The 19,358-nt window shown below is 62.9% G+C and carries 20 protein-coding genes and 1 pseudogene; 10 read left to right on the top strand and 11 right to left on the bottom strand.

What is annotated here, in order from left to right:
* The first annotated feature begins 190 nt into the window (after window positions 1–190).
* Genes ACZ0AV_RS05370 through rbsD form a run of 6 tightly spaced genes read left to right on the top strand, consistent with a single transcriptional unit; the run spans window position 191 to window position 6,053 of the window.
* Window positions 191–1,147, top strand: a complete 957-nt coding sequence (locus tag ACZ0AV_RS05370) for a sugar ABC transporter substrate-binding protein (protein WP_499150079.1) — start codon at window positions 191–193, stop codon at window positions 1,145–1,147.
* Between the two features lie 11 nt (window positions 1,148–1,158).
* Window positions 1,159–2,712 carry a sugar ABC transporter ATP-binding protein gene (locus ACZ0AV_RS05365; RefSeq protein WP_499153299.1) on the top strand — a complete coding sequence of 518 codons (1,554 nt, stop codon included), beginning with the start codon at window positions 1,159–1,161 and terminating at the stop codon, window positions 2,710–2,712.
* On the top strand, window positions 2,709–3,689 hold the full coding sequence (locus ACZ0AV_RS05360) for an ABC transporter permease (RefSeq protein WP_070881505.1): 981 nt from the start codon (window positions 2,709–2,711) through the stop codon (window positions 3,687–3,689). The genes ACZ0AV_RS05365 and ACZ0AV_RS05360 overlap by 4 nt, the downstream gene beginning before the upstream one ends.
* A gap of 6 nt (window positions 3,690–3,695) precedes the next feature.
* On the top strand, window positions 3,696–4,694 hold the full coding sequence (locus ACZ0AV_RS05355) for a LacI family DNA-binding transcriptional regulator (protein WP_499150078.1): 999 nt from the start codon (window positions 3,696–3,698) through the stop codon (window positions 4,692–4,694).
* Between the two features lie 49 nt (window positions 4,695–4,743).
* Window positions 4,744–5,652, top strand: a complete 909-nt coding sequence (gene rbsK, locus ACZ0AV_RS05350; protein WP_499150077.1) for a ribokinase — start codon at window positions 4,744–4,746, stop codon at window positions 5,650–5,652.
* Entirely contained in the window at window positions 5,649–6,053 is a 405-nt protein-coding gene (gene rbsD / locus ACZ0AV_RS05345; RefSeq protein ID WP_499150076.1) for a D-ribose pyranase, read from the top strand. The genes rbsK and rbsD overlap by 4 nt, the downstream gene beginning before the upstream one ends.
* A gap of 256 nt (window positions 6,054–6,309) precedes the next feature.
* Here the strand turns inward: rbsD and ACZ0AV_RS05340 are convergent, their stop codons facing one another.
* The 8 genes from ACZ0AV_RS05340 to ACZ0AV_RS05305 all read right to left on the bottom strand — a co-directional run bounded on the left by ACZ0AV_RS05340 (window position 6,310) and on the right by ACZ0AV_RS05305 (window position 13,821).
* Window positions 6,310–7,032: a leucine-rich repeat domain-containing protein gene (locus ACZ0AV_RS05340; RefSeq protein ID WP_499150075.1), complete on the bottom strand. Its 723-nt coding sequence runs from the start codon at window positions 7,030–7,032 to the stop codon at window positions 6,310–6,312.
* 295 nt (window positions 7,033–7,327) lie between these two features.
* On the bottom strand, window positions 7,328–7,912 hold the full coding sequence (locus tag ACZ0AV_RS05335; protein ID WP_499150074.1) for a DUF805 domain-containing protein: 585 nt from the start codon (window positions 7,910–7,912) through the stop codon (window positions 7,328–7,330).
* A 388-nt stretch (window positions 7,913–8,300) separates the two neighbouring features.
* On the bottom strand, window positions 8,301–8,954 hold the full coding sequence (locus tag ACZ0AV_RS05330) for an HAD family hydrolase (RefSeq protein WP_499150073.1): 654 nt from the start codon (window positions 8,952–8,954) through the stop codon (window positions 8,301–8,303).
* Window positions 8,955–9,219: 265 nt separating this feature from the next.
* Complete coding sequence (locus ACZ0AV_RS05325) at window positions 9,220–10,206, bottom strand: ABC transporter ATP-binding protein (RefSeq protein ID WP_499150072.1); 987 nt, start codon at window positions 10,204–10,206, stop codon at window positions 9,220–9,222.
* Window positions 10,203–11,000 (bottom strand): ABC transporter permease, encoded by a 798-nt coding sequence (locus ACZ0AV_RS05320; protein WP_499150071.1) that lies wholly within the window; start codon window positions 10,998–11,000, stop codon window positions 10,203–10,205. The genes ACZ0AV_RS05325 and ACZ0AV_RS05320 overlap by 4 nt, the downstream gene beginning before the upstream one ends.
* Window positions 10,987–11,835, bottom strand: a complete 849-nt coding sequence (locus ACZ0AV_RS05315) for an ABC transporter permease (RefSeq protein ID WP_499150070.1) — start codon at window positions 11,833–11,835, stop codon at window positions 10,987–10,989. The genes ACZ0AV_RS05320 and ACZ0AV_RS05315 overlap by 14 nt, the downstream gene beginning before the upstream one ends.
* Window positions 11,832–12,638: an alkaline phosphatase family protein gene (locus ACZ0AV_RS05310; protein WP_499150069.1), complete on the bottom strand. Its 807-nt coding sequence runs from the start codon at window positions 12,636–12,638 to the stop codon at window positions 11,832–11,834. The genes ACZ0AV_RS05315 and ACZ0AV_RS05310 overlap by 4 nt, the downstream gene beginning before the upstream one ends.
* Window positions 12,639–12,762: 124 nt before the next feature.
* A complete protein-coding gene (locus tag ACZ0AV_RS05305; RefSeq protein ID WP_499150068.1) occupies window positions 12,763–13,821 on the bottom strand; it encodes an ABC transporter substrate-binding protein in 1,059 nt (352 codons plus the stop codon).
* 303 nt (window positions 13,822–14,124) lie between these two features.
* On the opposite strand from ACZ0AV_RS05305, the gene ACZ0AV_RS05300 reads away from it, so the two are divergent.
* Together ACZ0AV_RS05300 and ACZ0AV_RS05295 are read left to right on the top strand one after the other, a co-directional pair.
* Entirely contained in the window at window positions 14,125–14,841 is a 717-nt protein-coding gene (locus ACZ0AV_RS05300) for a UTRA domain-containing protein (RefSeq protein WP_499150067.1), read from the top strand.
* A 619-nt stretch (window positions 14,842–15,460) separates the two neighbouring features.
* Window positions 15,461–16,651: a sugar transporter gene (locus ACZ0AV_RS05295; RefSeq protein ID WP_499150066.1), complete on the top strand. Its 1,191-nt coding sequence runs from the start codon at window positions 15,461–15,463 to the stop codon at window positions 16,649–16,651.
* Between the two features lie 106 nt (window positions 16,652–16,757).
* Here ACZ0AV_RS05295 and mdaB read toward each other — a convergent pair whose 3' ends face one another.
* Entirely contained in the window at window positions 16,758–17,348 is a 591-nt protein-coding gene (gene mdaB / locus ACZ0AV_RS05290; RefSeq protein WP_499150065.1) for an NADPH:quinone oxidoreductase MdaB, read from the bottom strand.
* A 156-nt stretch (window positions 17,349–17,504) separates the two neighbouring features.
* On the opposite strand from mdaB, the pseudogene ACZ0AV_RS05285 reads away from it, so the two are divergent.
* Window positions 17,505–17,821 (top strand): annotated as a pseudogene (locus tag ACZ0AV_RS05285) (putative quinol monooxygenase).
* Between the two features lie 123 nt (window positions 17,822–17,944).
* On the top strand, window positions 17,945–18,529 hold the full coding sequence (locus ACZ0AV_RS05280) for an eCIS core domain-containing protein (protein ID WP_499150064.1): 585 nt from the start codon (window positions 17,945–17,947) through the stop codon (window positions 18,527–18,529).
* 7 nt (window positions 18,530–18,536) lie between these two features.
* Here ACZ0AV_RS05280 and ACZ0AV_RS05275 read toward each other — a convergent pair whose 3' ends face one another.
* Together ACZ0AV_RS05275 and ACZ0AV_RS05270 are read right to left on the bottom strand one after the other, a co-directional pair.
* Entirely contained in the window at window positions 18,537–18,893 is a 357-nt protein-coding gene (locus ACZ0AV_RS05275; protein WP_499150063.1) for a DoxX-like family protein, read from the bottom strand.
* Entirely contained in the window at window positions 18,886–19,311 is a 426-nt protein-coding gene (locus ACZ0AV_RS05270; RefSeq protein WP_499150062.1) for a thiol-disulfide oxidoreductase DCC family protein, read from the bottom strand. Before ACZ0AV_RS05270 ends, ACZ0AV_RS05275 begins: the two co-directional genes overlap by 8 nt.
* Window positions 19,312–19,358: the final 47 nt, after the last annotated feature.

Genomic DNA, 19,358 nt, shown 5'->3' with positions numbered 1-19,358 from the left:
GCAACGGTGGCTATTCATCTGAATGTGACGACAGTGGGTCTAGCGCCGAGCAGCGGTATAGGTCACCCGCGATCAGTAACGCGACATACGGGTGGGCGTGGAGTTGACAAAATTTGGGCAGTTTCATAGTTTTATTGAAGCGCAAACGTTTGCGCATCAATAAAAATGACAATATTCACGGAGTTCGCCCATGTCCGGTTTCCGTCCTGCCCGTCTCTGCGCCGCCATTGCCCTCGGCGCCGCCGCCCTTGTCGGTTTCTCCAACGTGCATGCCGCCGAAGGTGAAACACCTCGCGTCGCGCTGGTCATGAAATCCCTCGCCAACGAGTTCTTCCGCACCATGGAAGACGGCGCCAAGGCCTACCAGAAAGAAAACCCCACCCAGTTCGAACTGATCGCCAACGGCATCAAGGACGAAACCGACACGTCCGCGCAGATTCGTATCGTCGAGCAGATGATCGTTGCCAAGGTCGATGCGCTGGTCATCGCGCCGGCCGATTCCAAGGCGCTGGTGCCGGTGATCAAGAAGGCCAGCGATGCCGGCATCAAGATCGTCAACATCGACAACCGTCTCGACCCTGAAGTGGTGAAAAGCAAAGGGCTGGACGTGCCGTTCGTGGGCCCGGACAACCGCAAAGGCGCACGCCTGGTCGGTGAGTACCTGGCGCAGAACAAGCTCAAGGCGGGCGACGAAATCGGCATCATCGAAGGCGTTTCCACCACCACCAACGCCCAGCAGCGCACCGCGGGCTTCAAGGACGCCATGGAAGCGGCCGGCATGAAGATCGTCGGCGTGCAGTCCGGTAACTGGGAAATCGACCGTGGCAACGCGGTGGCCTCGGCCATGCTCAACGAGTACCCGGATCTGAAAGCGCTGCTGGCCGGCAACGACAGCATGGCACTCGGCGCGGTATCTGCCGTGCGTGCCGCTGGCAAGAAGGACCAGGTGCAGGTGGTCGGTTACGACAACATCAACGCCATCAAGCCGATGCTCAAGGACGGTCGCGTGCTCGCCACCGCCGACCAGTTCGCCGCGCGTCAGGCGGTATTCGGCATCGAGGCGGCGCTCAAGCTGGTCAAGGGTGAGCCCACCGGCGCGAAAGACGGCGTGATCGAAACCCCGGTCGAACTCGTGACCAAGCCGTGACCCATGCGGTAGTGGCCGGCGAGACCGTTCTCGCCGCCCGCAATATCGGCAAGACCTACGTCCAGCCCGTGCTGGGCGGGGTCGAGCTGGAGCTGCGCGCCGGTGAAGTGCTGGCGCTGACCGGCGAGAACGGCGCCGGCAAAAGTACCCTTTCGAAGATTTTCTGTGGGCTGGAGCAACCGACTACCGGCTCCCTGAGCTTTCTCGGCCAGCCCTATGCGCCGGCCAGTCGCCGCGAGGCCGAGCGCCTTGGCGTGCGCATGGTGTTGCAGGAACTCAACCTGCTGCCGACTCTGACCGTGGCCGAGAACCTGTTTCTCGATAACCTGCCCAGCCGTGGCGGCTGGATTTCCCGTGGCCGCTTGCGGGAGATGGCGCGTCAAGCGATGGCTCAGGTCGGCCTCGAGGCGGTGGACCCGGATACCCCGGTCGCTGCCCTTGGTGTCGGCCATCAGCAGATGGTCGAGATCGCCCGCAACCTGATCGGCGACTGCCGGGTGCTGATCCTCGACGAGCCGACAGCGATGCTCACCGCCCGCGAAGTCGACCTGCTGTTCGAGCAGATCCAGCGCCTGCGCGACGCCGGCGTGGCCATCGTGTACATCTCCCACCGTCTCGAAGAACTGGCGAAAGTCGCCCAGCGCGTGGCCGTGCTGCGTGACGGCCAACTGGTCGCCGTGGAGCCCATGGACCGTTACAGCAGCGATGAGTTGGTCACCCTGATGGTCGGCCGCGAGGTCGGTGATGCCATCGACCTGGGTGAGCGACATATCGGCGCGCCGCTGTTGCAGGTGACCAATCTCAGCCGGCGCGGCAAGGTCGACGAGGTGTCCTTCAGCGTGCGGGCAGGGGAGATCTACGGCATTTCCGGTTTGATCGGTGCCGGTCGCACCGAGTTGCTGCGGCTGATCTATGGCGCCGACCATGCCGATGGCGGCCAGGTGGCCATCGGCAATCCGCCGGTTCCGGTGCAGGTGCGCTCGCCCGCCGAAGCGGTGGGCCATGGCATCGCGCTGATCACCGAAGATCGCAAGGGCGAAGGCCTGCTGCTCGGCCAGCCAATCGCCGCCAACCTGGCGCTGGGCAACATGCCGGCGGTTTCCAGACACGGCGTGATGCGTCCGGCGGCCGAACAGGCGCTGGCGCAGCGGCAGATCGATGCCATGCGCATTCGCTGCAACGGGCCCCATCAGGCGGTGGCCGAACTCTCCGGTGGCAATCAACAGAAAGTGGTCATTGGCCGCTGGCTGGAGCGCGACTGTCGCGTGTTGCTGTTCGACGAGCCGACCCGCGGTATCGATGTTGGCGCCAAATTCGAAATATACGGCCTGCTCGGCGAGTTGGCGCGCCAGGGCAAGGCGCTGGTGGTGGTGTCCAGCGACCTGCGCGAGCTGATGCTGATCTGTGATCGTATCGGCGTGCTGTCGGCCGGCCGCCTGATTGAAACATTCGACCGCGATGACTGGAGTCAGGATCGTCTGCTGGCCGCTGCCTTCGCCGGCTACCGCAGCCGTGAAGCCATGCTTGGCGAGGTCGCCCCCCCGTTACAGGAGCTTTCCCAATGACCACTCCATCCGCCACGCCGACCAAGCGCAGTGGCACCCATCAGGGCCTGGGTACCTACCTCGGCCTGGCTGGTGCGCTGCTGGCGATGATCGTGCTGTTTTCCTCGCTGAGCAGTCATTTTCTGTCCTACGCGACCTTCACCACCCTGGCCAACCAGATCCCCGACCTGATGGTGTTGGCGGTGGGCATGACGCTGATCCTGATCATCGGCGGCATCGACCTATCGGTGGGCTCGGTGCTGGCCCTGGCGGCTGCGGTGGTCAGTGTGGCCACCCTAGGCTTTGGCTGGGGCATCGTGCCCGCGGCGCTGCTGGGCATGGCCTGTGCGGCCCTGGCTGGCAGCGTGACCGGGATCATCACCGTGGCCTGGGGCATTCCCTCGTTCATCGTCTCCCTGGGCGTTTTGGAGATGGCCCGCGGCCTGGCCTACCAGCTCACCGACTCGCGCACCGCTTATATCGGCGACGCCTACGCCTGGCTGTCGACGCCATTCGCCGCCGGTATCTCGCCATCCTTCGTGATCGCCTTGCTGGTGATCGCCGCCGCACACCTGCTGCTGACCCGCAGCGTGTTCGGCCGCTACCTGGTGGCCATCGGCACCAACGAAGAGGCGGTGCGCCTGGCCGGCATCAACCCCAAGCCTTACAAGGTCTCGGTGTTCGCACTGATGGGCCTGCTTGCCGGTCTGGCTGCGTTGTTTCAGATATCGCGCCTGGAAGCCGCCGACCCGAATGCCGGTTCCGGCCTGGAGCTGCAGGTGATCGCCGCAGTGGTCATTGGCGGCACCAGCCTGATGGGCGGCCGTGGCTCGGTGATCAGCACCTTCTTTGGCGTGCTGATCATTTCCGTGTTGGCCGCGGGGCTGGCGCAGATCGGCGCCTCGGAACCGACCAAGCGGATCATCACCGGCGCGGTGATCGTGGTCGCGGTGATCCTCGACACCTATCGCAGCTACCGCGCCAAGCGCAGGGGCTGATCATCCATGGCCACCATCAAGGATGTCGCCGCACGGGCCGGTATTTCCTACACCACGGTGTCCCATGTGGTGAACGGCACCCGGCCGGTGAGCGACCCGGTGCGTAGCAAAGTCGAGGCGGCCATCGCCGAACTGGGCTACGTGCCCAGCGGCGTGGCGCGGTCGCTGAGAGCTCGCTCCACCGGCACCATCGGCCTGCTGGTGCCGAACGCCAGCAACCCGTATTTCGCCGAGTTGGCGCGCGGCATCGAGGACCACGCCGAGCGCAACGGCTACAGCGTGATCCTCTGCAACTCTGATGACGACATCGACAAGCAGCTGCGCTACCTGCGCGTGCTGCTGGAGCGGCGTATCGACGGCCTGATCGTCGCCACGGTGGCCAGCGACGCGGCCTTTGCCCAGGCCTTGGCCGCGCTGAAAGTGCCACTGATGCTGGTCGACCGCTCCCTCGATGGGGTGACGGCCGATCGCGTGCAGGTGGATCATGAGCGCGGCGCCTACCTGGCGACGCGTCACCTGCTCGAACTGGGTCACCGCCGTATTGCCTGCATCGGCGGGCCGGCCAGCACCCAGGTGGTGCAGTTGCGAGCAGCCGGCTATCGGCGCGCGCTGGGTGAAGCGAATGTCGAAGCGCAGCCGGTGGTGGACTGCGCTTTCACCAGCCCGGCAGGGCACGCCGCTGCCCAGGTGCTGCTGGCCGGCTGCGAGGTGCCCACGGCGATTTTTGCCGGCAACGACATGATCGCCCTGGGCGTGCTGCGCGCCGCTGCCGAACTCAAGGTAAAGGTGCCGCAGCAGCTTTCGGTGGTGGGTTTCGACGACATCGAAGTCAGCCGCTACCTGCACCCGGCACTGACCACGGTCGGCCAGTCCATCGGCCAGCTCGGGGAGACCGCCGCTGCCCGGTTGCTGGCGCGTATCCGCACGCCCGGCCTGGAGGCTGAGCAACGACTGATCGAACCCACCCTGGTACTGCGCGAGTCCAGCGCAGCGCCACTGACTTGATTATTTCGAAGCGCCCACGCGTTTCGGCTGACGTAGAGGAACATCTGCAATGCACGCGAAGGTAGTGGTGGTGGGCAGCCTGAACATGGACCTGATCGTGCGCATGCCGCGATTCCCGGTTGCCGGCGAAACGCTGGCCGGGCACGGCTTTGCCACTGCCGCCGGCGGCAAGGGCGCCAACCAGGCGGTGGCCGCAGCGCGCCTCGGCGCCAAGGTAGCGATGGTCGGCTGCTTGGGAGATGACGCCAATGGCGCAGAGCTGCGCGCCGGCCTGCTTGCCGAAGGCATCGACTGCAGCGGCGTGGCGACGGTGCCCGGTGTGGCCACCGGCATCGCGACGATTCTGGTCGACGACGCTGGCCAGAATGCCATCGTCATCGCGGCGGGCAGCAACGCTGAAATGACCGCCGAGCGCCTGGCCGACCATGATGGTCTGCTGGCGGCGGCCGATATCGTCATCGCCCAGCTGGAAGTGCCCACGGCCACCGTCGAGGCCACCTTGCTACGTGCCCATGAGCTGGGCCGCACGGTGATCCTCAACCCGGCGCCCGCCGTTGGGCCGCTGCCGGAAAGCTGGTACAGCCTGATCGACTACCTGATTCCCAACGAGAGCGAAGCTGCGCTGCTGACCGGCATCGCTGTCGACTCGCCGCGCAGCGCGCTGCAGGCTGCGCAAAAGCTGCTGGCCAATGGCGCCCGCCGCGTACTGATCACCGTCGGCAGCCAGGGCGTTTTCTACGCCGATTGCGAGCGCCACCTGCACCTGCCGGTCGAGCCTGTGGTGGCGGTCGATACCACCGCTGCCGGTGACACCTTTGTCGGTGGCTTCGCTGCTGGTCTGGCCGAAGGCATGCCGCTGGAAAGCGCCATCCGCCTCGGCCAGCAAGCTGCCGCCCTGGCCGTCACCCGGCCGGGCGCACAACCCTCCATCCCTCATCGCCACGAGTTGCCCGCATGAAGAAGACGCCCCTGCTCAACGCCGAATTGTCAGCCGCCATCGCTCGCCTGGGCCATGGCGACATCATCGTCATTGGCGACGCCGGCATGCCGGTACCCGCAGGTACGCCATGCATCGACCTGGCGCTGACCGCCGGCGTACCGGACTTCGTTACCACCTTGCAGGTGGTGCTCAGTGAGATGCAGGTGCAAGGCCATCTGCTGGCCCGGGAAACCCTGGAGGTAGCGCCACTGGCGCTCGAAGCCATCGAGAAACTGAGCGCAGAAGGCGAGCTGGGCGAGCGCCAACTGGTCAGCCACGACGAGCTCAAGGCCGCCTGTGCCAAGGCTCGCGTGCAGATCCGCACCGGGGAATGCCGGCCTTACAGCAATATTGCGCTGATCGCTGGCGTGACGTTCTAAGAAGCTGTTCAGGATCTTCTTGAACGTGTCACTTGGCAGCTTCAAGGCAATTGCAGCCGCTGACACGGGCAGCTACCGGCCAGAAGCGGTCATTGAGTGTCTGCGAAAGCCGAGGCGATTCACAGTGACGGTAAGCGTCGTTTAGCAATTACCTTTCACCCATCAATGAGAGGCTGCAATCGGCCAAAACGGACAGCGTTGAACCATTTAATAATCGTTCGAGACGAGTACTGGAAGCGTCTAGAAAATTAAGTTGTCATGCATCGTTTACCTTTTTTTCGAACTGTCTGGTGAGTTTTTCAAATCGAGATGCATCACATACCGGACACAGGAAAGGCATTCTTCGCCCCGTAAACATCGACGTGAGACTGTTGCATTTCGTGCAATGGAGGTGTGTTTGTACGTACGCGGTCAGAGGTTCCACAAGCTGCTCGTTCAAGCGGCTTGCGAGAAAAGCGACCTGAGATCGATCAAACTGGTTAGTCAGGCTCAAATGCCGTAGATGTGTACAGCGAACGAGGCTGGTGATGTCGTCGTCCTTGAGCTTCACATTAGACAGCGAAAGTCTGGTGAGCCCGGATATACGGGTGACGGGTTCAATTGATTCAAGGCGTAGCGGCGAGCCTCCACCCAAGCTGCCGGATAGACGCAGCTCTTTCAGCTCGCTTAGTTTCTCCAGCCCGTCGAGTTGTTGCAGCCTTGGAAAGTCTCCAATTGCCAGATGCGTCAGGCCACTCAGCCTGGAAACAGGTTCCAGCGATTCGATCTTTGCTCCCCATTCCAGCGTCAATCGTCGTGTATGAGTTAACCTGTCGATTCCCTCAAGTGAAGCAAGCTTAAGATGGTAAAGGCGTAGTTCCTTTGCTGTGCATTTAGAGAGCAACGTCGGCCATATTTTTGCTGAAATGTTCCGCAGATCAAGTTCGTCCCTTTCCGCCAGTTCTTGTTCAGAGAACTCGCGATCCAAACACAGAATCATGGCTTACATCCTTCGAAATTGTCCCGTGAGGGGAAACGGGAAGCCTCGACAGGGTTCAGGGACGCCGAGGCTATCGACTGAGCGGCTGCTTCTGGCCGGTAACTGTCCGTCGTCACTGGCTGCAACTGGCCAGGAGCGGAGTTTTAGAGCAAAGAAATAAATCTGTTCTCTTTTCCAAATGACATCAATGGGGTACGCAGGGCTATCGCGTGGTGCACGCTGCGCTCTCTACAATGGCCCCTGAGCACGTGGCGCCGCGCAATGAGGCGAAGCATGGACTTCGCGCACGCCAACGTTATGCCTGAGCCAATGCATTAGCGAACCACTCGTAGAGTGCCTGTGGGTGGTATTGGGGGAAATACGCAACTAGCACGGTTGAGGTTACAAACGTCAGCACCACCAACAGCGCAGTAAGTAGCTTTACGAACGTTGAGAGAGGAGGGTTGGGCGGGCCGTATTTATTAATCGCTTTACGCCCCGGAAGCATCATGAGCGGAAGCGTTATTACAAAGCCGATAACAGGGAACGCGGAGAGAATTCCCCATATCGGGCTCCAGCCTAGATCACGTGCCCTGCGTACCAGTAGAGACACGCTGAGCAGGATGGCAGGAACGACAACGGTGGCACCGACTATCAGCAAAACCACCAGTTGATGGCGCAACCCAACCATAAAGAACGCCAGCAAAATGCACGGAAGAACCAGCACCAAGGGCACATGAATCAGCCAGAAGCGCGCCAGAGAAATACGCCCGGAAAAATCAAAAATCTTGGGTTTTGAAAACGTGACAACCTCGTCGTCAACCAGTTGAGCATCGCTAGGTTGGTATGGGTTTTCGATTTCGCTGCTGATACTGCCGAAAACGGGTTCTATCCTTGTCATTTAGCGCTATTCCCTTGTGTTTGATGGTGCTATTTACGTCACAACCTTTACGCCTCATATCTAATCGAAGGCCGGCATCAAACTCAAGAGAAGACGCTATCGTGTAAGGGGCTGTGTGCAGCACAGCATGCGTGGGTCTATCGCATGGTTCGCGCGGTCCACCTTACGAAGTGTTGTGCCGCTAGTAAGAGGGCGGGTCATGTCCCTACTCTGAACGGCGGCTTCTGGCCGAACGCGAACGGTGAACGGAGCATTTGTGAGAGAGGCCGAGCGGCGATCCGCTTTAGCCTCGATCTTTTACCAGGCTAAGCGTAAGAGCTCAGGGCTAAAGCCTCTCCCACGATAGTGAACGGCCGTTACCGCCACATTGCTGCCATCGACCTCTGTCTCAACTCCAGCTCAGGATCGGCCAGCCCTCGCGCTCGGCATGTTCGCGCAGGACCGGGTCGGGATTGACCGCGTGGGGTTTGTCGACCCGTTGCAGCAGCGGCAGGTCGTTGCGTGAGTCGGAGTAGAAGTAGGCGCCGTCCAGGCTTTCGCCTTGTTCTTCCAGCCAGGCATGCAGGCGGGTGACCTTGCCTTCGCGGTAGGTCAGCACGCCCTCGGTCTTGCCGCTATAGTGGCCATATTCCTGGTGCAGGTCGATGGCCAGCACCTCGCCGACCTTGAGACGTTCGGCAATCGCGCTGACCAGAAAATGCGCCGAAGCGGAGATGATCAGGATGCGGTCGCCGGCCTGGCGATGGGTCGCCAGGCAACGAGTCGCGTCGCTGAAGAAGATCGGCTCGATCACGTCTTCCACGAAGGGCTCGACGACGAAGGCGACTTCCTCCGGCGTGCGCCCCACCAGTGGCGACAGGCTGAAGGTCATGTAGTCCTCCATGGCCAGTTTGCCTTCGGCATACAGCGCCATCAGTTGGTGATCCTTGGCGATGAAACTCTCGCCGTCGACCCAGCCCAGCGTGGCCATGTGCTCGCTCCACAGGCTGGCGCAGTCGCCGTTGATCAGGGTTTCGTCGAGATCGAAAATTGCCAGGGCCATGAGGGTCTGTTTTCCTTTCAGTACGACCGCGCCGGTGCCTATTTTTTGCGAGGCAAGGCGCGAGCTACGAAGTTTGGTGGGCCAAATGAGTCAGCGAGAAACGCAGTATCGCGAAAAAATAGGCCCGTCCCAAGGGCTTGCGCGGGAAGTTTCACCCGCTGCCGTGACACGATGAGGGAGCTGGTTCAGCTATTGCCTGCGTCTTGCGCCTAACCGGGTGAAAGTTCTCGCTGCAACGCGGCTTGTGCTGAAAGGTGAATAGACCCTATCCCACCTCTTTTACGGCGCTCGCCGCGATATCCAGTGAGATTGGGTGGCCGTTGGCGTGCAGGTCGTCGGCGCTGCGGTTGAGCACGTCGACCAGCAGTTCCACACCGCCGGCATCCACCCGGTAGCGGATGATATTACCGAGCAGGCTATGGCTGCGAATGATTGCGCTGATCGGGCCCTGGCCGAGCACGATGGCTTCCGGGCGGATGGCCACCTGGCTGCTCAGCGGGCGGCCGAGCAGGCGGCTGGCGGTGGTGGCGTCGAGCAGGTTGTAGTTGCCGATGAAGCCGGCCGCGAAGGCGTCGGCCGGCGCGGTATAGAGGGTTTCCGCGTCGCCGCTCTGGACGATGCGCCCGGCGTTCATCAGGAAGATGCGATCGCTCATCACCAGGGCTTCTTCCTGATCGTGGGTGACGAAAATCGTCGTCAGGCCGAGTTCCTGCTGGATGCTGCGGATCTGTTCGCGCAGGTGTTTGCGGATGCGCGCATCGAGGGCCGACAGCGGCTCGTCGAGCAGCAGCAGGCGCGGGCGGGTGACCAGCGAGCGGGCCAGGGCGACGCGCTGGCACTGGCCGCCGGAGAGCTGATGCGGGTAACGGCTGGCGAAGTCGCCAAGCTCGACCATCGCCAGGGCTTCCTGCACGCGCCCGGCGGATTCGTCCTTGCCGGTCTTCTGCATGCGCAGGCCGAAGGCGACGTTCTGCGCGGCGGTCATGTTGGGAAACAGCGCATAGCTCTGGAACACCATGCCGATGCCGCGCTTCTGCGGCGCCAGGGGCACCAGGTCTTCGCCGCCAAGCAGGATCCTGCCGCCGTTGACCTCGGTAAGGCCGGCGATGCAGCGCAGCAGGGTGGATTTGCCGCAGCCCGACGGGCCGAGCAAGGTGACGAATTCGCCCTGCTGGATCTCGGCGTTGATGTCGCTGAAGATCGAGGTGCTGCCGTAGTTCTTGTGCAGGTTCTGGATGCTCAGGAAGCTCATGCCTTGTCCCTGTTCAGTCGATTGGCCGCCCAGGTGAACACCAGGACGAAAAAGAAGTAGGAGATCACCAGGGCGCTGTTGAAGTGGCCGCTGCTGTTCTTCATGTTGTTCAGATACACCTGCAGGGTTTCGTAGCGCGTGCCGACCAGCAGGTTGGCGAACACGAACTCGCCGAACAGAAAGCTGAAGGACAGGAACAGCGACACCATCAGGCCCTTGCGCAGGTTGGGCAGCACCACCAGGAAGGCAGCTTTCCAGGTGCTGGCGCCGAGCAGGTGGGCGGCGTCCATCAGGTCACGCAGGTTGATGGCCTGCAGGTTGTTGGTGATCGCGCGGTACATGAAGGGCAGGGCGATGGTGAAGTAGCAGCCGATCAGGATCCACGGCGTGCCGACCATGGCCAGCGGGCCGGAGCCATACAGTTGCAGCAGGCCCACGGCGGAGACCACCGGCGGCACGGCGAACGGCAGCAGGATCAGCACGTTCATCACCGCGTCGAGTTTGGGAAAGTGGTAGTGCACGACGAACAGCAGCGGCAGGATCAGCACCACCGACAACGTCAGGGCGCCGAAGCAGACCAGCAGCGACTGGCCGAACGCCTTGAGAAAGCGCGGCTCGCCCCACAGCTCCAGGTACCACTTGAACGTCAGACCGTCCGGCAGGATGGTCGCCGACCAACTGGTGGACAGCGAATAGAGCAGGGTACCGGCCAGCGGCAGCAGCAGGATCAGGAACAGCAGCCAGACCACCGTGCGGTGATAGAGGCTGGCTCCCGGGGCATCAGCGCGGGACATGGTAGCTCCTCCTCAGCAGCAACTGATGGACCAGGGTGATCGCCGCCATCAGGCCGACCAGGACCATCGCCAGGGCGCTGGCCATGTTCGGGTCGAGGGAAATGTCCCCGGAAATCATCGCCGCGATACGGATCGGCAGCACGTTGAAGTTGCCGGTGGTCAGGTAGTACACCGTGGCGTAGGCGCCCAGGGCGTTGGCCAGCAGGATCACGAAGGTGCCGAGCAGCGCCGGGGTCAGCACCGGCAGGCCGATGTGCCGCCAGAACGCCCAGGTACCGGCGCCGAGCAAGGCAGCCGACTCGCGCCAGTCCTGGCGCAGGGCGTCGAAGGCGGGGTAGAGCAGCAGCACGCCGAGGGGAATCTGGAAGTAGGTGTAGAGCACGATCAGGCCGTTCTTGGAATACAGATTGAAGCTGTCGATCAGCCCGGCCTGGATCAGCAGCAGGGTCAGCGCACCGTTGAAACCGAGCAGGATGATGAACGCGAAGGCCAGAGGCACGCCGGCGAAGTTGCTGGTCATGTTGGAAAAGGCGATCACGAAGTCGCGCAGTTTCGAGTCCACCTGGCGCAGCGAGTAGCTGCCGATAATGGCGATCAGGATGCCGAACACGCTCGACCAGAAGGCGATCTGCAGGCTGTGCTTGACCGCCTGCATGTAGAACTTGGAGGCGAAGGCCTTCTCGAAATTGCCCAGCCCCCAGCCATCCGGTGTATTCAGGCTGTTGAGCGCGACCCACACCAGCGGCGCTATCTGAAAGGCGATAAAGAACACCGCGAAGGGCAGCAGGCACAGCAGTGCCAGCCATTTGCCGCGCGGTTCGTGGGTGGCGCTCATCGCAGCAGCTCCCGGCACAGAGGTTTGTCATGGGCCACGCCGAGCAGCTCGCAGATGGTGCCGCACAGCTGCAGTTGCGTCGGGGTGGCCGATTCACTGAGGCTGAAGGCATTCCCGAGCACGAACAGCGGCACTTCGCGCTCTTCGGCCAGCAGGCCGTTGTGCGAGCGGTCGTCGTTCATGCCGTGGTCGGCGGTCACCAGTACCTGGTAACCGGCGTCCAGCCAGCCTGGCAGGTAATTGGCCAGCAGGATGTCGGCAGCGCGCGCGGCATTGCGGTACTGGCTGCTGTTCAGGCCGTGCTTGTGGCCGGCGTCGTCGATGTTCATCGGGTGCACCAGCAGAAAGTCCGGCGTATGGGCGAGGCGCAGGTTCTCGGCATCGTCGAACAGGTGCGAGTCGGGGTAGTGGTCGACGTAGTAGAAATGACCGTGCTGGATCGGCAATTCGGCATCGCTGGTATGCCGGTCGCGGGCCGCCACGAAGGGCGCACGGTTATACAGCTCGCTCATCCAGTGGTAGGCAGCCGCTGCTGTGCTCAGGCCCGCGGCGCGGGCGTAGTGGAACACGCTGCGCTCCTTGCTGAGGCGCACCACGTTGTTGTGCACCACGCCGCTGTCGATGGGCGTCACGCCGGTGAGAATGCATTCGTAGAGCGGGCGCGACAGTGACGGCAGCTCGCACTCGAGTTTGTAAAGGGCAGCACGGCCAGCGGCGCGATAGGCCTGCAGGTGGCCGAGTGCATGCCGAGCGACCTCGTAATTGAGGCCGTCGAGAATGACGAGGATGACCTTGGACGGCATGGGCAATCCTGGGTTCGGTGGGTTGCGTAGGGTGGACGTCGCTTCATCCGTCCACCATTTCGAGATCGCAATGGTGGATGAAAAGAGCGTCATCCACCCTACTGCTACGAGGCTGAGGCCTGGATCACTCCATATTGATGATCACGTTTTCCTGCCACTGCTGCGGCAGCGCCTTGGAGGTCGCTTCCCAGGCGGCGGCGTCCTTGATCGGCTTGACCTTGGCGTACTGCTCGTTAGGCAGCAACTTGGCTTGCACTTCGGCCGGCAGGGTCAGGTGTTCGGCGCGGATCGGCCGGGCGTTGCCCTTGGCCAGGTTGATCTGCCCGGCGTCGCTGAAGATGTACTCGCGGGCCAGCTTGGCGGCGTTGGGGTTCTTGGCATACTTGTTGATGATGGTGGTGTAGCCGGAGATCACCGAACCATCGGACGGGATCAGCACCTCGAAGCGGTTCGGGTCGATCTGGTCGCGGTAGGAAAGGCCGTTGAAGTCCCAGACGATACCCACTTCCACTTCGCCTTTTTCCAGGGTCTGGATGGTCGGGTTGGCCAGCGACAGGCGGCCCTGCTCGGCGATCTCGGCGAAGAAGTCCAGGCCCGGCTGGATGTTCTTCTCGTCGCCGCCATTGGCGATGGCAGCCGCCAGTACACCGTTGACGGCCTGGGCTGCAGCGCTGACATCGCCGATGGCCACGCGGTACTTGCCGGTTTTCAGGTCGGCCCAGCTCTTTGGCACATCCTTGACCAGTTGCTTGTTGACGATGAAGGCGATCGAGCCGGTGTAGGCGAGCGCCCAGTGGCCGTCTTTGTCCTTGGCCCACTCCGGGATCTGCTCCCAGGTGCTCGGCTTGTATGGCTGCGTCACGCCCTGCTGCACGGCGATGGGGCCGAAGGCGGCGCCGACGTCACCGATGTCGGCGCTGGCATTGTCTTTTTCAGCAGCGAACTTGGCGATTTCCTGGGCCGAGCTCATGTCGGTGTCCATGTGCTTTAGGCCGTACTTGTCGCTCAGGTCCTGCCAGGTGTCCTTCCAGTTGGCCCAACTGTCCGGCATGCCGACGCTGTTCACGGCGCCTTCCTTGCGTGCCGCCTGTTCCAGTGCCGATAGGTCCGTCTCGGCAGCCATGGCGTGGGAAGCCAGAGCGATGGCGCTGCCCATCAGCGATGCCAGTAGCAGTTGTTTCATTGGAAACTCCTTTGCGTTGAGGATTGGTCTAGATCAGCAAGACCCACGCCAATGTAGGCGGCGGGCATGACAATTTTGTGTCGGTCTGGCCGCTGCGGGCACACGCACCGTGAGCAGGCGTTCCGCTCAGCAAGCGTAGACCAGGTTAAGCCACTGAATTGCCTGGCATGACGCGTGCTTGAAACAGGCCTGTCATGTGCCGGTCATCGCGCTTGCCTAAGCTTGCCGGCAACACGTGCGGTCAGCCCCTGAACGCAATATGCCCCTGAATGGGGCTGGTCTAGTCCAAAAGGAGCCAGCGTGATGCGCGATGACACGCCGCGAGCCGTCACCACCATCTGCAGAGCGCTGCAGGAGCAGATCGACCATGGGCTGCTGCCTGCAGGCGGCAAGTTACCGGCCGAGCGCAGGCTGAGCGAGCTGTTCGACACCACGCGCATCACCTTGCGTGAAGCGCTTGGGCAGTTGGAGGCGCAGGGCCTGGTATACCGCGAGGAGCGCCGCGGCTGGTTCGTGTCACCGGCACGGGTCGCCTACAACCCGCTGGTACGCACCCACTTTCACGCCATGGTCGCCGAGCAGGGCCGGGTGCCGGCCACCGAGGTGCTGAGTGCCAGGTTGATGCCGGCCCACGCTCAGGTCTGCCAACTGCTGGGTTTGTCGGGACTGTCGAGCGTGTACCAGATCCGCCGGGCGCGGCGCATCGACGGGCGCCTGGTGCTGTATGTCGAGCATTACCTGAACCCGGATTATTTTCCCGGCATCCTCGATCACGACCTGACCCGTTCGCTGACCGAGCTGTACGCCAGCGAGTACGACGTGCATTACGGCCGGGTGCGTTTCGACATGGTGCCGACCGCCCTGCACGCCGAGGCTGCCGCCGCACTCAGAGTGGCCACTGGCAGCCCGGCGCTGCGCATCATCCGCGTCAACTGCGACCAGCGCGGCCGCCTTATCGATTGTGATCTCGAGTACTGGCGCCATGACGCGATCCACATCAGCGTGGAGGTGCCGGATTAGGGTTGGTAAAAGTGGCGTAAGCGGAGGTGAGGCCCCTACCTGTGGGAGCGGGCCATGCCCGCGAAAAATCACGGGCATGGCCTAGGCGTCCCCGCCCGTTCCCGCAATGAGTCCGCCAGAGCATTACCGTGTCGTTTTACGATGGCTCCCACGCTCCAGCGTGCTAGCTCAGGCCAAGGCGCTCTGCGCCTGCTCCCTGCGCACGGCATGCAACAGCGGACGCAGAGCGTCCTCGCAGGTATTCCCACGCGTAGCGTGAGGAACGATCAGTTGAGTGCCTGCTTCTGCCTTGAAACTGCCTCTTCCGCGTTGATGAACGGCGATCGGTGATCGTTCTGAAGACCGACCGTCGCCCGGTGATTCAACGCCTTGCCGAGCATATTGTCGACCTGCCAGGCAGGTGCGTAGAATCGCCGCCGCAGGCCATCCCATACCTATAATTTCCGCTTACCGCATAGCCACTCCCCGCTTTATATAGCGTTGGAGCGCGAGCTGCCGTGTGCGTGTTCGTCGTGTATGGGCTCTATTTTTCGTTCGCTCCCTACCGCCGCTCGCTGCCATTGAGGCCGCGGGCAAATGGCCGTTGTAGCGCAGCGTTCCCATGCGTGGATTTACCCGAATGAACACACCCGAGCAGGCGCACAGTGGCAGTTGGCTGAGCGTGATCGCACTGGCGCTGGGCGCCTTCATCTTCAATACCACCGAATTCGTGCCGGTGGGCCTGTTGAGCCAGATCGGCCACAGCTTCGAGATGACCACCGCCAGTGTCGGCCTGATGCTGACCATCTACGCATGGGTGGTGGCACTGGCGTCGCTGCCGCTGATGCTGCTGACCCGTAATGTCGAGCGGCGCAAGCTGCTGGCGTTCGTGTTCATGCTGTTCATTGCCAGCCACGTGCTGTCAGGGATCGCGTGGAGCTTCAGCGTGCTGATGATCAGCCGAATCGGCATCGCCCTGGCCCATGCGCTGTTCTGGGCGATCACCGCATCGCTGGCGATCCGCGTGGCGCCCGAAGGCAAGCAGGCCCAGGCCCTTGGCCTGCTGGCGACCGGCAGCGCGCTGGCCATGGTGCTGGGGATCCCCCTGGGGCGGGTGATCGGCGAGGTGCTCGGCTGGCGCACCACCTTCACGGTGATCGCCGTGGTGGCGGGCGTGGTGGTGCTGTGCCTGATGAAGAACCTGCCGCTGTTGCCGAGTCAGAATTCCGGCTCTCTGCGCAGCCTGCCGGTGCTGTTCAAGCGCCCGGCGCTGGTCACCGTGTATGTGCTCACCGCACTGGTGATCACTGCGCATTTCACCGCGTACACCTACATCGAGCCGTTCGCGCTGGAAGTGGCGGGCATCGCCGCCGACATGGTCACGGTATTGCTGCTGCTGTTCGGCTGCGCGGGGATCATCGGCTCCATCCTGTTCAGCCGCTACAGCGGCCGCTACCCGCGCGGTTTCGTGATTGCGGCAATCAGCGTGCTGAGCCTGTGCATGCTTGTGCTGCTGCCGGTGGCCCGCGAGCACGCCTACCTGGCGACCCTGAGCGTGATCTGGGGCGTCGCCATGATGTGCTTCGGGCTGGCGCTGCAGGCCAAGGTGCTGAACCTCGCCTCGGACGCCACCGACGTGGCCATGGCGCTGTTCTCGGGCATCTTCAATATCGGTATCGGCGGCGGTGCCCTGCTCGGCAGCCTGGTCAGCAGCCAGCTGGGTGTGGCCAATGTCGGCGTCGTCGGTGGCCTGCTCGGCATCGGCGGCCTGCTGCTGTGCTGTGTGACCACCTACCGCTTCTCGCGCCCCCTCAAACCGCAGCCACTATGAGCCTGGCAGCAGCAGAGCCCATTCCTGCTGCTGGGGTCGCTATCCGGCGCCGTCGCTGAGCCGCTCAGGTGCTGAGCATCGCTGTACCCGTCAGCTGGCTGGAGCCTCAGGCGCCCGCCTGAAGTACCCGTGCCAGGTGCGCCTGATAGCGCAGTACGTCACGCTCGGCATCAGGGCGCTTCATCACGTCCACGCACAGGAAGGTCGGCAAGGCGCTCATGCCCAGAAATTCCTGGGATTTATGGAACGGGAAATACACCGCGTCCACGCCCTTGCCCGCGAAGAAGTCGTCGGGGTCGTCGAAGGCCTGTTGGGGGGCGTTCCAGGTCAGCGAGAGCAGGTACTGCTTGCCGTGGATCAGGCCGCCACTGCCGTACTTCTGCGACGCGTCGGAGCGGGTACGGCCATCATTGGCGTACAGGCTGCCATGACCTTCGGTGAACACCTCGTCGATGTACTTCTTGACGATCCACGGCGCGCCCATCCACCAGCCCGGCATCTGATAGATCACCACATCGGCCCAGAGGAATTTCTGCACCTCTTCGGCGACGTCGTATCCAGCGTCGATTTCGGTGGTCTTGAAGGTGATACCTGCCCGGTCGAGAAAGGCCGCGGCTGTCTCGTGCAGGGTGCGGTTGAGGCGGCCATCGGAGTGGGCGAATTGCTTGCCGCCGTTGAGAAGCAGGATCTTGTTCATGGTGGGTTTCCCCTCGCTGATTGATTGGCGCCAGGTTACGGGCCTGCTCAGCGGCGAAAAATACCGATGCGGGCAAATCATTAATGACTCAAGCGCATGAATTCGCGGCTATTGTCTGCTTTAGGGTGTGCCATATTCATCACCAAGCACCCTTTAATGTACAGATTCATTCTTCGCGTCCACACGCGCCCCGAACGGGCCGAGGCCTTCGAACAGTTGTTTCGCGTCTATGTCGAACCGAGCCGCGGCGAACCTGGTTGTATCGAGTAACACATACTGCGCGACGCCGCAGCCCCGCGTTGTTCATCTTCTTCGAGGTCTGGCAGAGCCGCGAGCACCTGGCGGCGCACACGACACTGCCGCACATGCGCGACTTCCACGAGCGGCGCATGGCCTACCTGCGTCGGGAGTTGGAGGTCCGCGAGATCGACATGCTCAGCCCGCCATCGGCCGGCTTGCCGCGCGCAGAATGAGTGAACGTCTGGCGCGTGAGCGCAGGGGCTCGTCGTGTATTGGCGCCGACAGGGCCGCGGTAGGGCTGGACAACGGGCGCGCCCGGCGCCATGGTCGCCTCTTTGCCTTATCGAGAGCGATACATGTTCAATCGCGTTTTGTTGTGTGCTCTGGTGACGGTATTCCAGGTGCCTTCCGCGTTGGCCTGCGCACCTGGCGAAACCCAGGTGTGCCTGGGTGGATGCATCTGCGTGCCCGACCCCAATGGCGTGCTTGGGCCGATGCAGGAACGTGCCGGGACGATTTCGGCCAACGCCCTGGAGGGCTGGATCCTGCGCTCGCGCGAGTCGGCCGCGCGCCAGGGTACCTCGCCGATTCCCGCTGACATCCGCCGCCAGCTGCTGCCGTTCTATGCTGCTGAGCTGCTCGATTCCGTGCGCTACAAGGTCGGCGATCTCGACGAGCTGAGCGCGGCCCGCAACGTCATGCAGAACCCCGACATCAAGGCGGTCACCCTCGTCGACATCATCGTCTTTCGCAACGCCGACATGGCCGAGCACGACGCGGCCCTGTGGGCCCATGAGCTGCTTCACGTGCAGCAGTATCGGGAGTGGGGGACCGCAGGTTTCGCCGCACGCTACAGCCGCGATTTCAATGCCGTTGAGGCGCCGGCCTATCGGCGCCAGGCGGAGGTTTCGCGCATCCTGCGCGAGCAGGCGCGCAACTGAGGCGAAATCAGCGGGCGGCTCTGTCGCGTAGCGCGATGATGCACAGGGCGATGGCCGCCAGGTTCAGGCTCAGCGGATTGAATGCCTGGGTCAGCAGCCCGGGGGCGAAGATCGCCACGTCCACCAGCAAAAGGATCAGCGCCGCCATTGCCGCCCAGAGCGGCCAGCGCTGGCGGCGCAGCAGCAGGATGAGCAGCCCCATCAGCACCTCGCCGACACCGGCGACTGTCAGCAGGTGGTGGGGCAGGCCATGGGCATCGAGCAGGCGCAGTTCGGTCGCGTCCTTGTAGAGCAGCTTGGGCACCAGGCCGTGGTAGATGAAGATCGCGCCCAGGGTCACGCGGGCCAGCCAGGCGTCAGTCATGCAGAAAGCGCTCCCGGTCTTCCGGGCGAGGCACCTGGCAGTGGGCGTGGCGGCCAAACAGGCGATAGCGATTGCGGGCGATGGGGTCGTATGCCCAGTCGCGCAGGCGGCGGGGAATGACGCGCAGCACCGTCGCCCAGCGCCATGGCGCCGGCAACTGACCGAGGATCGCCAGAATTGCATCGCTGCGCTGCAACGCGTGATCACCCTCGGCATACACAAGCGTGTCGAAATGATCCAGCGGCATGCCGAACCACGCGAGGATCGCCTGGCCCTGAGGCGATTGCACGCTGCACAGCTTGAGCGTGGCGGCGCGGTCATGACGAATCAGAAAGCGGCTCCAGCCATTGCACAGCTTGCACACGCCGTCGAACAGCACGACCCGATCACCGGCCTGCATGTAGGGTGGGTAAGCCATGGAAAATCTCCACGCTGAAGATGGGCTCGGATTATCGCAGGTGCGGG

The sequence above is a fragment of the Pseudomonas sp. AC532 genome (genome assembly GCF_979258965.1).
The sequence above is the reverse complement of the archived record's forward strand: the minus strand, read 5'-3'. Positions and strand labels throughout refer to the sequence as shown.